The following is a 14946-nucleotide window of genomic DNA, read 5'->3' as shown; positions in this document are numbered from 1 at the left end:
CTTAGGTATTTTTAGCAAGGTTTCTGAAGAACCAAGATACGGTTTAAAAACAGTAAGTGCTACATTTGCGATATGGAGAAATTGCCCAGAAAATTACGGCAGAAACTATCTGCACGATTGGTGAACGATGCCTTACGAAGCCTATCATCTGTTGAGGGATTGGTAGATTTTTCCTCTAACGATTATTTGGGCTTTGCCCGAAACCAAGACCTGTCCAAAGAAATTTCCAATTATCTGACAATCAAGCCTCAAAAAAGTGGGGCCACAGGCTCAAGATTGCTCTCGGGAAATCATTCTTTATATGTTGAATTGGAAAATTTTTTGAAAAAGCACCACAAATCGGAATCAGCGTTGGTATTTAATTCTGGCTATGATGCCAATGTTGGATTTTTCTCTTCCGTGCCACAGCGTGGAGACATTGTTCTATATGATGAACTGGTACATGCCAGCATTCGGGATGGGATACAACTGGGACATGCCAAAAGCTACAAATTTGCCCATAATAACATTGGTGATTTAAGCCGTCACATTGAGCGGAGTCGAAATGTAGAGAGCGAATACGAAATTTATGTTGTTACAGAGTCGGTTTTTTCCATGGATGGTGATTCTCCAGATTTGCAAGCTTTGGCCAATTTTTGTTCGGATAATGGTTGCCATTTGATTGTTGACGAGGCCCACGCCACTGGAATTTTTGGGGAAGGAAGGGACTTGACATGTCAATTAGGGTTGGAGGAACAGGTTTTTGCCCGAATCATTACGTTTGGAAAAGCTTTGGGGTGCCACGGAGCGGCTATTTTGGGAAGTGAAGCGTTAAAAAACTATCTAGTCAATTTTGCTAGAAGCTTAATGTATACCACCGCTTTGCCTCCCCACACAATTGCAAATCTTTTGGTTTCGTATCAATATCTAAAAGATGTAGGAAGTGAAAAATGCCAGCAACTTCAACAGAATATTGACTATTTCAAACAACAAGTGGAAGAATTGGGAATAGCAGCTATATATATCAAAAGTGACTCCGCGATCCAATGTGCCATAATTTCAGGGAATTCTAAAGTGAAATCAATTTCAGCTCAATTACAACTTGAAGGCTTTGATGTTAGGCCTATTCTTTCCCCAACGGTAAAAGAAGGGGAGGAACGCTTGCGATTTTGTTTACATGCCTTCAATACAAAAGAGGAAATTTCACGAGTTTTGAATACGCTAAAAAATGAACTTCAGTGAAAAAGGAATTTTACACTCTTGACTCATTTTTTCTGGAGTCCGACGCCCAAATCGCCAAAGCAAAGCTTGAGTCTGAGGGTATACCGGCTTTTATTTGGGAAGAAAACCTTAATTACCATACCGCCACAAGCTATTCAAGGATTCGGCTCCAAGTCTATCTGTCTCAAAAGGATGAAGCACTACGCGTATATGAGGAGGTTAAAAACTATGCGAGGGACAAGCATGGCAACCTGATTGTTTGCCCTAATTGCAAAGCCACAAAATCAGAGACCTATTATTCTAGAAAAGGACTTTTCTTCAAATTGTTTCCATTTTTTGAATCGACTAAATACAGATGCATGCAATGCAATTTTATCACAAGACCGATATTATGAAGCTATTTGTAACTGGAATTTCAACTGAAGTAGGAAAAACGGTGGCTTCTGCCATTGTGGTGGAAGCGCTCCACGCCGATTATTGGAAGCCTGTCCAAGCTGGGGATTTGGGCAATTCGGATAGCCATAAAATTGAAAGCTATATTTCTAACACCAAAACCGTAATCCACCCCAATAGTTATGCGTTGCAAACCCCAATGAGCCCGCATGCCGCGGCTGATATTGACGGAATAACCATTGACTTGGAAAAAATTGTTCCCCCAGAAACGAATAACCATTTGGTCATTGAAGGGGCAGGTGGGTTGTTGGTGCCCTTAAATGACACCGATACTATTTTTGATCTTATCCAACCCGATTACAAAGTAATTGTGGTCTCCCGGCATTATCTGGGAAGCATTAACCACACCCTTTTGACTTTGGAGAAGCTCAGGAAAAAGGATGTAAAAGTGGGAATTATTTTTAGTGGTGACGAACACCCAACCACCGAGGAAATCATCTTAAAAAAATCTAGAGTTGCTTTTTTGGGAAGAATCAATGAGGAGCCGAATTTCAACAAGGAAGTAATCCGAAAATATGCGGAGCAATTAAAACTTGCTTTGGAATCATTCTAGTCGTTGGTAAATCAGCCCCCTTCCCACAGTACCCACCAATGCGTAATGTTCCATGAGATGGGCATCGATATAGGCATTGTACTCTAGTAGTTTTTTATCAAAAATTTCCTTATTTTTTCTAGCCACCAAGGTCTTGGGCCGAATCACTTCCATAATATACCGCAATTCTTCCATTCCCGTTTTCCTTGGATTTTGCATGTAAGGGAAAAGCTCTTCACGGGTAATATTGCTGGGGTGCGTAGCTGCTTTGGTTGGAGGACTTTCATTCAGTAGCCAATACCCAATATGGTACTCCGTAAAAAAAATGTTTTCAGTTTCCAGATTATGGGAAGTGATATAGTTGGGGACATCAATGCCCTCTCCATTAAAAAAGGAACCCTTTTGGGCTTTGTTGGAAATAATATTGGCGTATTCCAGATAGGATTCCATCGGAATTAATAGAAGCAATACTATAATCACGGGCCTCCACTTTTTCGTTAAGACAGGAATTTTGGAAATTCCCATTCCAATGGGTATCAAAATAAAAGGATACAGCTGAATCAAGTAATGTCCATTTACTTTTCCCGCTTGCATGAACGATAGTAAAACCCCAACCACAATGAAGGTCAAAATTTGCAGTTCCCGGTTTTTCCAGTCAATTATTTTGGTCATAAACCCAGTGATGAGCAATCCCAAAATCACAATTAGAAATGGTAAAGTTTTCATTGGCGAATGAAACTTCCCTGTTGAATAAGCCAGTGGTGCTTTAAAAATAGATTCCCACCACAATGCGGTACTGTTCTGTAGATAATAGGGCAATGCCGTTAATGCAATGGTAACTACAAATCCTACCCCCATAAAAATTAAATTCTTAAGGTTGGCCCCGATTTGCTTTTTATGGAATCCTTCCCATAAAAAATAGATGCCCAAAAACAATACAGGGTAAACCATGTTCAGTTTGGTCATGACCGAAAGTCCAAAAAGAAGACCTGCAGTAAAAAACCATTTGGCATCATGCTTCCAAAACAAAATAAAGAGTCCCACTATAAAGAAGAAAGTACAGATATGTTCGGACATTACGCCTTGCAAACTCCCAAAAAGACTTTGAAAAAAGACACAGAATACTGAAGTCCAGAACGCTACTTTTTTAGAGGTTATTTTGGATGCAATTCCGAACGTAAACAAGGCAGTCAATGCCACAAGCAAAGTCCCGAACAACCGAATGGCAATAAAACTTTTTCCGAATAATTTTATGACGAGGGCAAAGAAGAAAAACGTAACCGGAGGTTTTAAATCCCAAAGTTGGGTGTATGGTAAATGACCATTTACCCAAGATTGCCCCATAATAATAAAGGTGCTTTCGTCCCGATCTACATAATCCCGGAAGAAAAAAGGGAAACGAATAAAAAGGGCCGCCAAAAACAAAATCAAGAAAACCGCCTTCCAGTCAAAGCCTTCATATCTTGGAGAAGTAAGCGAGTTGATTTTAGTAAACACGTTCCGGATTAAGTTTTTTGGCTATTAATTGTCATCTTTGCAATATAGATAAATTAAGGGTTTTGCGTAAGACAGTAGCGTTGGAAAAATTATCGGATAGGGACAAAAAACACCTTTGGCACCCGTTGACCCAGCACAAGGTGAGTCCAGATATGTTGGGTATTTCAAAAGCTAAGGGAGCCTTACTTTTTGATGAGGATGGAAAGGAGTACGTGGATGGCATTTCATCATGGTACACCTGTATGTACGGCCATTGCAATCCTTATATTTTGAAAAAGGTTTCGGAACAGATGCAACATTTGGACCAGGTGGTGTTCAGTGGGTTTACCCATGAACCTGCGGTTCGGTTGTCCGAAGAACTTATCAAAATTCTGCCCAAGAATCAGGAAAAGCTTTTCTTTTCAGATAATGGTTCCACGGCCACGGAGGTTGGCATAAAAATGGCTTTGCAGTACCATCATAATAAAGGCGAAAAACGAAATGTTTTATTGGCTTTTGAGGAAGGGTTCCACGGAGACACCTTTGGAGCGATGTCGGTTTCGGGGCTATCGGTATATAACGGTCCCTTTGCGGATTTTTTTATTGAGGTTGAGCGCATTCCTGTGCCCACAGAAACAAATATCAATCAGATTTTGACGTTTCTTGAAAGGCGCTTGGAAAAGAACAATATTGCTGGATTTATTTATGAACCTTTGGTTCAAGGCGCTGCAGCCATGAAAATACACGATTCAGATGGCTTGGATAAAATTCTCGCATTTTTAAAGGAACACGGTGTACTCCTGATAGCCGATGAGGTAATGACCGGATTTGGCAAAACAGGAAAGTATTTTGCATCAGACTATGTGCAGACCAAGCCAGACATCATGTGTCTCTCGAAAGCGTTGACAGCTGGCCTGATTCCCATGGGGCTTACTACTTGTACAGAAGAAGTTTATATGGCCTTTTATAGTGATGATATAGCCAAAGGCTTGTTCCATGGGCATACGTATACCGCCAATCCGTTGGCGTGCACGGCGGCCTTGGCAGCACTGGAACTCCTCCAAACGGATGAAATTCAGACCGGGATTCAAAATAGCATTCAGTGGCATCAAAAATTTGATGCGGAAATAAAAAACCACCCCAAAGTAGCCAATACACGGCAACTGGGGGTCATTTATGCCTTGGATTTAAAGGTGCAAATGGAGCGTTATGGTAATTTACGAAACAAACTCTTCAATCATTTTATGGAGCAAGGGGTGTTCCTGAGACCTTTGGGGCATACCATCTACATTTTGGCGCCTTTCATAACAACCAAGAAGCAAATGCAACGGATTTATGGGGCTATCAAGTCGGCCTTGGATTTGGTATAAATTGAATTTATGTTAAAAGAACCCATTTCCATTACCGCATTGTCATCCATCTCTTCATTGGGAGATGGTACGGAAGAAGTTTGGAATTCCTATTTTGATAAAAACCACCATTTTACAAAAACTGAAGTTGGAAAACAACACGTCTGGGCATCTTCACTATCGGAAGAAATCAAAAAAGCAATTGAAACACTTCGGCAATCCGACCCTAAGTACAATGATTTGGATGACACCGTTTTGTTTGCGATTTATGTGTCCCGCAAGGTGATTAAAAAGGCAGGGTGGAAGTCAGGCTCCAATTTTGGGGTTAACATTGGATCATCTCGGGGAGCCACATCCCTTTTTGAAAAGTACCATCAAGAATTTTTAGAGCAAGGAAAAACGTCTACGCTCGCCTCGCCAACTACCACCTTGGGCAATATTTCGTCTTGGGTGGCGCACGACTTAAAATCAAAAGGACCTGAAATATCACACTCCATTACCTGTTCCACTGCGCTGCATGGATTGTTAAATGCTGTGGCTTGGATTCAAAGTGGATTGACAGACCAATTTTTAGTCGGCGGAAGCGAAGCGCCACTGACACCGTTTACCATTGCACAAATGCAGGCCTTGAAAATCTATTCAAGGGAAATGGATGCGTATCCTTGTAAAGCCATGGATTTGGAAAAGAACCAAAATACCATGGTTTTAGGTGAAGCCGCGGGATTGGCTTGTTTGGAAAAAGGAATAAAAACCGATGCTTTGGCTTTGGTTGCGGGTATAGGTTATGCAACAGAACCTTTGGAGCACAGTGTATCAATTTCCACGGATGCCCAATGTTTTCAAGATTCCATGAAAATGGCCCTTAAAAGTGCTGGTCTAAATCAGGTAGATGCCATCGTTATGCACGCCCCAGGAACCATCAAAGGCGATTTGACCGAGTTCAACGCCATCAAAAAAGTATTTGGCACAAACGTACCTTTCTTGACCACCAACAAATGGAAAGTGGGTCACACCTTTGGTGCATCAGGCTTATTGAGCTTGGAATTGGCCGTTTTAATGTTGCAACATCAACACTACATTCCAACACCATTTTATCAAAATAAGGGAGAACAAAATAAAGTGGAAACGGTACTGGTAAATGCTGTGGGCTTTGGCGGAAATGCCGTGACCATTCTGCTAAAATCTACAAAGTAATACTAAAAGACTATTTCTAAATCTGTCCATTCTTGGTTTTAATACTAAAGAATGCCTTATTTTTGAATCAGATTCCGAGTATTATGAGTAGTACAAAACATAACTGGACCAAGAAAGAAATTCTGGAAATTTACAACAAACCATTGATGGAATTGCTGTATGAAGCGGCTACCGTTCATAGGCAATACCATGATCCGAATACGGTTCAGGTGTCGACCTTGCTTTCCATAAAAACCGGAGGGTGCCCAGAAGATTGTGGGTATTGTCCACAAGCTGCGCGTTACCACACGGATATTGAGGGCAATGATTTAATGACCGTTCAGCAAGTAAAGGCCCAAGCCCTGCGTGCCAAGGCTTCTGGAAGTTCCCGTGTCTGCATGGGAGCTGCTTGGAGAAATGTAAAGGATGGCCCTGAGTTTGATCAGGTGTTGGACATGGTCCGTACCATCAACAAACTGGATATGGAAGTGTGCTGTACCTTGGGGATGGTTACCGAGAATCAGGCCAAACGTTTGGCCGAAGCTGGATTATATGCCTATAACCATAATTTGGATACTTCAGAGGAATATTACAAAGAGGTCATTTCTACTCGTGGTTATGAAGACCGACTTCAGACCATTGAGAATGTTCGGAAGACCAACGTAACCGTTTGCAGTGGTGGAATTATTGGAATGGGTGAATCTGAGGAAGACCGCGCGGGGATGTTGGTGGCACTTTCCACCTTAAATCCGCAACCGGAATCGGTGCCGATAAACGCTTTGGTGGCGGTTGAGGGCACACCTATGGAAGAACAAAAACCTGTGGAAATCTGGGAAATGATTCGCATGGTGGCCACTACTCGAATTGTGATGCCAAAAACCCAAGTTCGCTTATCCGCAGGAAGGACAGAAATGAGTAGAGAGGGCCAAGCCATGTGCTTTTTTGCTGGCGCCAATTCCATTTTTGCTGGCGATAAATTATTGACGACTCCAAATCCAGATGTAAACGAGGATATGGCCATGTTTAAACAATTGGGCTTGAATCCGCAGAAAGCCTTTGTAAAAGCGCCACAACCACAGACTGTTGAAGCCGCCGAGTCACAATTTCAGCCTTTGGGAGAAAAACCCAAATGGTCCAGACCAGGACATACCATCGACCGAAATGAAGCGGCCAAGCAAAAAAAAGGGTTGGTCTCCAAGGAATAAGGTTTCAATATTTTATAAAACCTTTTTACTAATTTAGTAGTTTCAAACTCATTGAAATCTTGAAACTAAACCTTGAACAAATTCCCAGGGAGGAGACCCTTTCCAAGAAGGAGTTTATCCAAAAGTACTTCAAACCTCAAAAGCCAGTTGTTATAGAACGCTTTATTGAGGATTGGCCCGCTTATTCCAAATGGAGTTTGGACTATATGAAGGATGTTGCAGGTGAAAAGGAAGTTCCCCTGTATGACGATCGTCCAGTAAAGCACGATGAGGGATTCAATGAGCCCCATGCTAAAATGAAGATGCGGGAGTACATCGACCTGCTAAAAAGCAAGCCCACCAAATACCGAATTTTTCTGTGGAATGTGTTGAAGGAAGTACCCCAACTGCAAAAGGATTTTTCATACCCGGATTTTGGCCTGCCCTTGATGAAAGGCCTGCCCATGTTGTTTTTTGGCGGAAGTAATTCGCACACTTTCATGCATTACGATATTGATTTGGCCAATATTTTCCATTTTCACTTTGAAGGAAAAAAGCAGTGCATCCTCTTTTCCCAATCGGAAACAAAGTTCCTTTATAAGATTCCACATTCTTTGATTACAAGGGAAGATATAGATTTTGATGCCCCAGATTTGGACAAATGGCCGGCCTTAAAACATGCCAAGGGACACGTGGCCCAGTTGGAACATGGAAATGTGCTTTATATACCCGAAGGGTATTGGCACCATATGAAGTATGTTACCCCAGGATTTTCAATGAGTCTGAGAGCCATAGCCCGAAAACCCAAAAATTTTGGAAAAGCAGTCTATAACATCTTTTTTATGCGGCATTTTGATAATTTAATGCGAAGGCTAAAGGGTCAGAAGTGGATTGATTGGAAGAATGAGGAGGCAGTTGTTCGTACCGAAAGACTATTGGCTCAGAAATAGTTAAATCAATTCTTGAAGCTTTTCGTAGACCAAATGGCTTTCCCAGCCTCGATATAGCAAATAGTCCGCTAATTTTTTCTTTCTTTTTTGGATGTTTGGTTCCTTGATTTGGTCCAATCTTTTTTTGGCAAGCTCATCCAAGGTGTCGTGGTAATCTTCATCGGGTATTTCTGCTAGGGCAGACTTAACGTTAAATACTGAAATCTGGCGCTGCTTTAATTCTCTTACGATACGTTGCTTGCCCCACTTTTTAATTTTGAATTTCCCTCGGGCAAAACTTCGGGCAAAGCGTTCCTCGTTCAAATAATTTTCTCGGATCAAGTGGGTCACAATTTGGTCAATGGCTTCGGGAATCATGCGCATGGCCTTTAATTTTTCAACCACCTCAACATGGCAACGCTCTTGGTAGGCACAATAATGCTCCATTTTTTTTGTGGCTTCAGATAGGGTGTAACTTTTGGTATGCAGCATATTCAAATGTACATAAAACAAAAAAGCGACCCCATTTCTGGAGTCGCTTCTTGTTATGGTCGTATTGTTTTACCGTCTTTATCCTTAAAACGGTACTCAAGATATTTGTAGGCATCCCTAGGTTGTACCTTGATCCATTTTTTATAGGTCTTAAACCACTTGGAACGGATTGAGGGAAATCCTTTGGTAATATAGGCCGCAATGAACGGGTGTATATTCAATACAATTCCGTTGTTTTTGTGGTCACCTTTTAGGATTCGCTCTAAATCTGCTTGGATGTGATCGATCAAGACAATTGGAGCTTCCACCTCGGCACCTGTGCCGTTGGGATTTTCCTCGCTGGTCTTGATGTTCATTTCCGGACGTACCCGTTGTCTTGTAATTTGTACAAGTCCAAATTTACTGGGCGGCAAAATCTTGTGTTTTGCCCTATCGTCCTTCATTTCGTTCCGTAGGTGATCAAACAGCTTTCTTCTGTGTTCACCTCGGGTCATGTCTATAAAATCTATTACGATGATTCCACCCATGTCGCGCAAACGCAATTGCCGTGCAATTTCTGTTGCGGCGAGCAGGTTTACCTCTAAGGCGGTATCTTCTTGGTTCTTGGCCTTGTTGGAACGGTTACCACTGTTCACATCAATAACGTGAAGTGCTTCGGTATGTTCAATAACAAGATATGCCCCGCGGCTCATGGAAGCCGTACGTCCGAATGAGGTCTTTATTTGACGCTCAATCCCGAACTTTTCAAAAATGGGAGCTGAACCGGTGTATAACTTTACAATGGATTCTTTTTCGGGTGCTATTTCGTGCAAATAATCCTTGATTTGGTTGTAGAGCGTTTCCTCATCAACATGGATTCCCGTAAAGGAATCGTTGAAGACATCCCTTAAAATGGAAGAGGCTCTATTGAGCTCTATTAATACTTTGGAGGGATGAGGTGCTCTTTGCAATTTCTTGCACATTGTTATCCATTTGGAAAACAAGTTCTGAAGATCTTTGTCTAGTTCTGCAACTTTTTTGCCTTCTGCTACGGTACGGATAATGACTCCAAATCCTTTGGGTTTTATGCTCTTTACTAGTCGTATGAGCCTGTCCTTTTCTTCCTTGCTCGCTATCTTTTGCGACACCGAGACCCGGTCTGAAAAAGGCACCATTACCAAATATCGCCCAGCAATGGAAAGTTCTGAGCTGATTCTTGGCCCCTTGGTGGAAATGGGTTCCTTTACAATTTGTACCAATAATGACTGATTGGCTTTGATAACATCATTGATGCTGCCATTCTTGTCTATATCTTTTTCAAATGGAAAATCTTTAAGGGCATAGTCTTTTAACTTCCCTGTTCTAACTTTTTTGATGAATTTTAACATGGAGGACAGTTGCGGACCAAGGTCATGATAGTGCAGGAACGCATCTTTTTCATAACCTACGTTGACAAATGCCGCGTTTAGGCCTGTAACGGGTTTACGTATCTTGGCTAGGAAGATATCCCCTACGGAAAAGTTGTTGTTGTCCTCTTCTTTGTGTAATTCTATAAGTTTTCCATCCTTGAGTAAGGCAAAATCGACTGCTTCAGGACTAGATCTAACAATTAATTCTCTATTCACCTGAATCGATTTTGTATTTATCCCATACCAATTTTTGGGATAAATGATTAAACAATATATAGAATCGGTTCTATTTCAAACCGACTGAAATTCGTTTCTTGAATCTCTATGTCAAAGAACGTGTAAATACAAAATGAAAAAGTAGTTGGCTAACAACTACTTTTTCTTGTGTCGGTTAGCTCTCCTGCGTTTTTTACGCTTGTGGGTAGCTACCTTATGTCTTTTTCTTTTTTTACCACTCGGCATAGTACTTCTCCTTTTGTGTTAGTTATTTCTATTTTACTTGTACGTTGCTCTTAACGCCTTCAACAAACACTTTTGCTGGTTTAAAGGCAGGAATATTGTGCGCGGGGATTTTAATGGTAGTGTTTTTTGAAATGTTCCTACCTGTTTTTTCGGCTCTTGTCTTGATGATAAAGCTTCCAAAACCTCTTAAATAAACGTTGTCTCCGTTTTCCAAGGAAGACTTAACCTCCTCCATAAAAGATTCCACTGTTGCTTGTACGTCTCCTTTTTCAATTCCTAGTTTTTCTGAGATTCTAGTTACAATATCTGCTTTCGTCATTTCTCTTGATTATTTTTCTTATTTTTTCGGCTTGCAAATATAAAAATTAAAATTAATCTTTTGTTTAAAGCCTTTAATTTTAAGTATATAAACTCATTCATTTTGGCAATAGTATTTTTCTAGATGTCTTTTTCTGAGAAAATTTTAGACTGGTACCACATAAATAAGCGGGAACTGCCTTGGCGTTCTACCCGTGATCCCTACAAGATTTGGCTATCTGAAATCATCCTGCAACAGACAAGAGTAGTACAGGGAATGCCTTACTACCATAGGTTTTTGGAAGCTTTTCCTTCAGTTCATGATTTGGCCGATGCCTCAGAGGAAAAAGTTTTAAAGCTCTGGCAGGGACTGGGGTATTATTCGCGGGCAAGGAATCTTCATGCCACTGCTAAAATGATTGTTGAAGATTTTAATGGGGAGTTTCCAACTACGTATGAAGGGTTAAAATCTTTAAAAGGTGTTGGCGATTATACGGCAAGCGCTATTGCATCCATCTGTTTTGATGTGCCAGAACCTGTGGTCGATGGAAATGTGTATCGCGTGCTTGCAAGATACTTTGGAGTGGAGCTGCCCATTAATAGCACCGAGGGCACTAAATACTTTAAAGAGTTGGCCAGAGAGGTTATGGAAACCAAAAATGTACGAGACTATAACCAAGGCATTATGGAGTTTGGGGCTATTCAATGTGCGCCCAAGAAACCGTATTGCCTGTTATGTCCATTGCAAGATGGTTGTGTTGCGCTAAAGGAAAACAAAGTTGATGTGCTTCCCGTAAAACTCAACAAGACCAAGATTAAAGAGCGTCATTTCAATTATTTGGTGTTTCTGGATGAGCAAGAAAACACGCTAATGGAGCAACGGAAAGGTCGGGGAATATGGCAAAATCTGTATCAATTTCCATTGTTGGAATCAGAAAAGGAGCTTCAAACCGACGAGATGGAGGGCGAATTGACCTGCAAAACTGATTTTCCCAATACGGAATCCCTTTCCTTGTTTAACACCGAACCCATCATACATAAACTCTCCCATCAGCATTTATATACGAAGTTCTGGATTCTAAAAACAGATGATGTGTTGGAAGAAGGTACACCATGGAAGAAAATAATGGCCTATCCCGTTCCAGTTTTGATTGCGGATTTCATTAAAAAATTTAAATTTTAGTACTTTTGACTAATTAAAGACGTATGAGCGGAACATTGAATAAAGTAATGCTGATCGGGCATTTGGGAGACGAAGTGAAAATCCACTATTTTGAAGGAGGGAACTGCATTGCTCGATTTCCTTTGGCCACTAATGAAACCTATACCAATAGGCAGACAGGGGAGAAGGTCACCAATACGGATTGGCACAATATTGTTGTACGGAACAAGGCCGCGGAAATTTGTGAAAAATATCTGAGCAAGGGAGATAAGGTCTATGTGGAAGGAAGACTAAAAAATAGACAATGGCAAGGTGAGGATGGCAATATGAGGTACACTACGGAGGTACATGTACAGGACTTTACCTTTTTGACCACCAAGAACGAAAGCCAAGCTAGTGGACAGCTAGGTATGGCCAATGCACAGCAGTCTTCTGGCAATCAAACTCAGAATAACCCTACCAAACCAAATGCACCCGAGGTGCCGATTGACGATACCGAAGAGGATGACGATCTACCCTTTTAAATACAAGCTTAAAGCAATATAATTTGGACCCTGAGCCCCATTGTTTGGTGTTTTTCTTTGCAGCGACTGGTGGTATCTTCACCTTAAAAATAGTTGTGCTTTTGCTTCTATTGTGCGGATCAGCGTTGATTTCGGCCGCTGAGGTTGCTCTTTTTGGCCTATCCCAAACTGATTTAAACGAGATGCAGGAAAGGGATACTTCCCGAGGTAAACTTATTGTTGAATTGTTGGAAAAGCCCAAAAAACTTCTTGCCACCATACTTATTACCAACAATGCCATCAATATTGGTATTGTATTACTGTTCAGTTCCATTGGAAATACCATTTTTGCAGAGATTGATGGAACATGGCGTTTTTTGCTTGAAGTTGTTGTTGCTACTTTCTTGATCTTAATGTTCGGGGAGATTCTCCCAAAGATTTACGCGAATAGAAACCGGGTGCAATTTTCCCATTTTATGGCCTTGCCCCTAAAAGGGTTGAATTTTTTGTTTACCCCACTAAGTGCTCCCATGCGCTCTGCAACCTTATTTTTGGAAGATAAGTTGGGAAAACAGAAATCCAGTTTTAGCGTCAACCATTTATCGCAGGCTTTGGAATTGGCCTCCGAAGGAGATACCACAAGGGAAGAGCAGCGAATATTGGAAGGAATTGTAACCTTTGGGAACACCGATACCAAACAGGTCATGCGGCCCCGTATTGATATTTTTGCACTGAACGAGAAAATGAAATTCCCGGAAGTGCTTCAGGAAATCAAAAAAAATGGGTATTCCCGAATTCCTGTTTTCTCTGAAAATATGGATAATGTACTTGGTGTACTTTATGTGAAAGATCTATTGCCGTATATAGATCGTAAAACTTTCAATTGGATGTCCTTGATTCGGGAGCCCTATTTTGTGCCGGAGAACAAAAAATTGGATGATCTATTGTTGGAATTTCAGGATAAGAAAAACCATTTGGCGGTGGTTGTGGACGAATATGGAGGAACCTCTGGAATTGTGACTTTGGAAGATATCATTGAGGAAATTGTGGGGGATATCAGTGATGAATTTGATGATGAAGACCTTGTTTTCTCAAAATTGGACGACTACAATTACGTTTTTGATGGAAAAACGGCACTTAAAGATTTCTACCGGGTGGTAAAGATTGAAAATGAAGAAGAGTTTGAGTCGAAAAAAGGTGAGTCAGAAACCATTGCCGGATTTGTGTTGGAGATTTCTGGCGGTTTTCCCAAACGAGGAGAGAAGGTATTTTTCAATGACTATCAATTCATCGTGGAAAATTTGGACAAGAAAAGATTAAAACGCATAAAAGTAACCTTGCCCCATGAAGCATAGCCCCCTTATCTTTCTTGTACTAATGATTTTTACGCTTGGGTGTAAAGATGATGTTCAGCCTAAACCAAAGGCCATGCTTCGATTGGACTATCCAAAGGCAGATTATGCCGAATCCAACATTGACTGCCCGTATACGTTTGATCAAAACGTGCTTTCCACCATTAAGGAGAACCAAGATTGCTCCTTGGTTTTGGATTATCCCATGATGAAGGGTTCCGTTTATCTTACCTATAAACCCGTAAATGGTAATTTGGACACCTTATTGATTGATGCGCAAAAACTCTCCTATGAGCATGTTCGGAAGGCGGACAACATCATTGATCAGCCCTTTGTGAACCCTGAGGATGGTGTCTACGGAATGTTTTATGAAGTAAGTGGAAATGCAGCTTCCCAATCCCAATTTTATGTAACCGATAGCACCGAACACTTTGTTACTGGGTCGCTCTATTTTTATGCCAAGCCTAATTACGATTCCATTCTCCCAGCCGCCATGTACCTACAAAATGACATCCGTAGGATTATGGAAACCTTGCGGTGGAAAAAGTGATTATTGCACGGAGTCTTTTGCAAGTAGTGCCTCAGCCCTTTCAATACTACCATTGATTTGTGATTTAAGGGCATTCACTTTTTCTTCCTCTTCATCCAGCCATTGTTGTTTTTGCTCAGAAAGCTCCTTGCCTTGGAGAATTTCTTCATGATCAAAACGGTTGCCAAAGTTTTGCATCCAATCCATCATGGAAGCATGTGCATCCTGTAAATCTTTCATGGCAGTGGCGTACTGTTGTCCGGTTTCAGTGGTATCTACCTTGGTTTTCAGCTCACCGACCAATTTGCCGATAGTCCCCATTTTAGGCATTACCTCGTCATGTACAGTCATAACCTGTTCCATTTGGGATGGGCCGTCAGAGGCTTTTTTTTCTTGTTTGCAAGAAAGAGTTATAAGAATGATAGTGCTGATACATATTGAAAGTATTGTTTTCATATCGTTGGT

15 protein-coding genes are annotated in these 14946 nt (G+C 41.2%); 10 read left to right on the top strand and 5 right to left on the bottom strand.

Going from position 1 to position 14946, the window contains the following annotated elements; translation table 11 throughout:
* Positions 1-72 precede the first annotated feature (72 nt).
* Complete coding sequence (locus AB1A65_RS02910; protein ID WP_366585466.1) at positions 73-1221, top strand: pyridoxal phosphate-dependent aminotransferase family protein; 1149 nt, start codon at positions 73-75, stop codon at positions 1219-1221.
* 370 nt (positions 1222-1591) lie between these two features.
* The gene (bioD, locus tag AB1A65_RS02905) at positions 1592-2206 is read left to right on the top strand and encodes a dethiobiotin synthase (protein WP_366585464.1); all 615 of its coding nucleotides are present in this window, start codon (positions 1592-1594) and stop codon (positions 2204-2206) included.
* Here bioD and AB1A65_RS02900 read toward each other — a convergent pair.
* Positions 2198-3682 carry a glycosyltransferase family 39 protein gene (locus tag AB1A65_RS02900; RefSeq protein ID WP_366585462.1) on the bottom strand — a complete coding sequence of 495 codons (1485 nt, stop codon included), beginning with the start codon at positions 3680-3682 and terminating at the stop codon, positions 2198-2200. The two genes, bioD and AB1A65_RS02900, sit on opposite strands and share 9 nt — an antisense overlap.
* A 62-nt stretch (positions 3683-3744) precedes the next feature.
* On the opposite strand from AB1A65_RS02900, the gene bioA reads away from it, so the two are divergent.
* From bioA to AB1A65_RS02880, 4 genes are all read left to right on the top strand, one after another.
* Complete coding sequence (gene bioA, locus AB1A65_RS02895) at positions 3745-5031, top strand: adenosylmethionine--8-amino-7-oxononanoate transaminase (RefSeq protein WP_366585460.1); 1287 nt, start codon at positions 3745-3747, stop codon at positions 5029-5031.
* Between the two features lie 9 nt (positions 5032-5040).
* Complete coding sequence (locus AB1A65_RS02890; RefSeq protein ID WP_366585458.1) at positions 5041-6204, top strand: beta-ketoacyl synthase N-terminal-like domain-containing protein; 1164 nt, start codon at positions 5041-5043, stop codon at positions 6202-6204.
* 83 nt (positions 6205-6287) lie between these two features.
* Entirely contained in the window at positions 6288-7388 is a 1101-nt protein-coding gene (bioB, locus tag AB1A65_RS02885) for a biotin synthase BioB (RefSeq protein WP_366585456.1), read from the top strand.
* A gap of 59 nt (positions 7389-7447) precedes the next feature.
* Positions 7448-8317 carry a cupin-like domain-containing protein gene (locus AB1A65_RS02880; protein WP_366585454.1) on the top strand — a complete coding sequence of 290 codons (870 nt, stop codon included), beginning with the start codon at positions 7448-7450 and terminating at the stop codon, positions 8315-8317.
* On the opposite strand, the gene AB1A65_RS02875 is transcribed toward AB1A65_RS02880, so the two are convergent.
* The 3 genes from AB1A65_RS02875 to AB1A65_RS02865 form a co-directional block, all read right to left on the bottom strand.
* Positions 8318-8788: a regulatory protein RecX gene (locus tag AB1A65_RS02875; protein ID WP_366585452.1), complete on the bottom strand. Its 471-nt coding sequence runs from the start codon at positions 8786-8788 to the stop codon at positions 8318-8320.
* Positions 8789-8841: 53 nt separating this feature from the next.
* Positions 8842-10392: a ribonuclease E/G gene (locus AB1A65_RS02870; protein WP_366585450.1), complete on the bottom strand. Its 1551-nt coding sequence runs from the start codon at positions 10390-10392 to the stop codon at positions 8842-8844.
* Between the two features lie 274 nt (positions 10393-10666).
* Complete coding sequence (locus AB1A65_RS02865) at positions 10667-10957, bottom strand: HU family DNA-binding protein (protein WP_036380395.1); 291 nt, start codon at positions 10955-10957, stop codon at positions 10667-10669.
* A 123-nt stretch (positions 10958-11080) separates the two neighbouring features.
* Between AB1A65_RS02865 and mutY the strand changes: the two genes are divergently transcribed.
* The 4 genes from mutY to gldD are packed head-to-tail and all read left to right on the top strand — an operon-like array spanning position 11081 to position 14502.
* Entirely contained in the window at positions 11081-12118 is a 1038-nt protein-coding gene (mutY, locus tag AB1A65_RS02860; protein ID WP_366585448.1) for an A/G-specific adenine glycosylase, read from the top strand.
* A 23-nt stretch (positions 12119-12141) separates the two neighbouring features.
* Positions 12142-12621 carry a single-stranded DNA-binding protein gene (gene ssb / locus AB1A65_RS02855; RefSeq protein WP_366585446.1) on the top strand — a complete coding sequence of 160 codons (480 nt, stop codon included), beginning with the start codon at positions 12142-12144 and terminating at the stop codon, positions 12619-12621.
* A 23-nt stretch (positions 12622-12644) separates the two neighbouring features.
* The gene (locus AB1A65_RS02850; protein WP_366585444.1) at positions 12645-13955 is read left to right on the top strand and encodes a gliding motility-associated protein GldE; all 1311 of its coding nucleotides are present in this window, start codon (positions 12645-12647) and stop codon (positions 13953-13955) included.
* Positions 13945-14502 carry a gliding motility lipoprotein GldD gene (gene gldD / locus AB1A65_RS02845; RefSeq protein ID WP_366585442.1) on the top strand — a complete coding sequence of 186 codons (558 nt, stop codon included), beginning with the start codon at positions 13945-13947 and terminating at the stop codon, positions 14500-14502. The genes AB1A65_RS02850 and gldD overlap by 11 nt, the downstream gene beginning before the upstream one ends.
* Here the strand turns inward: gldD and AB1A65_RS02840 are convergent, their stop codons facing one another.
* On the bottom strand, positions 14503-14937 hold the full coding sequence (locus tag AB1A65_RS02840) for a hypothetical protein (RefSeq protein WP_366585440.1): 435 nt from the start codon (positions 14935-14937) through the stop codon (positions 14503-14505).
* Positions 14938-14946 lie beyond the last annotated feature (9 nt).

This window comes from Allomuricauda sp. ANG21 (genome assembly GCF_040705235.1).
Taxonomy (GTDB): domain Bacteria; phylum Bacteroidota; class Bacteroidia; order Flavobacteriales; family Flavobacteriaceae; genus Flagellimonas; species Flagellimonas marina.
This window is presented reverse-complemented; position numbering and strand designations above follow the sequence as displayed.

What these genes read in the sequence shown, in the direction of transcription:
- AB1A65_RS02875 (WP_366585452.1), bottom strand. Translation starts at nt 8,788, where the DNA reads ATGCTGCATACCAAAAGTTACACCCTATCTGAAGCCACAAAAAAAATG.
- mutY (WP_366585448.1), top strand. Translation starts at nt 11,081, where the DNA reads ATGTCTTTTTCTGAGAAAATTTTAGACTGGTACCACATAAATAAGCGG.
- bioD (WP_366585464.1), top strand. Translation starts at nt 1,592, where the DNA reads ATGAAGCTATTTGTAACTGGAATTTCAACTGAAGTAGGAAAAACGGTG.
- AB1A65_RS02910 (WP_366585466.1), top strand. Translation starts at nt 73, where the DNA reads ATGGAGAAATTGCCCAGAAAATTACGGCAGAAACTATCTGCACGATTG.
- bioB (WP_366585456.1), top strand. Translation starts at nt 6,288, where the DNA reads ATGAGTAGTACAAAACATAACTGGACCAAGAAAGAAATTCTGGAAATT.
- ssb (WP_366585446.1), top strand. Translation starts at nt 12,142, where the DNA reads ATGAGCGGAACATTGAATAAAGTAATGCTGATCGGGCATTTGGGAGAC.
- AB1A65_RS02840 (WP_366585440.1), bottom strand. Translation starts at nt 14,937, where the DNA reads ATGAAAACAATACTTTCAATATGTATCAGCACTATCATTCTTATAACT.
- AB1A65_RS02865 (WP_036380395.1), bottom strand. Translation starts at nt 10,957, where the DNA reads ATGACGAAAGCAGATATTGTAACTAGAATCTCAGAAAAACTAGGAATT.
- AB1A65_RS02890 (WP_366585458.1), top strand. Translation starts at nt 5,041, where the DNA reads ATGTTAAAAGAACCCATTTCCATTACCGCATTGTCATCCATCTCTTCA.
- gldD (WP_366585442.1), top strand. Translation starts at nt 13,945, where the DNA reads ATGAAGCATAGCCCCCTTATCTTTCTTGTACTAATGATTTTTACGCTT.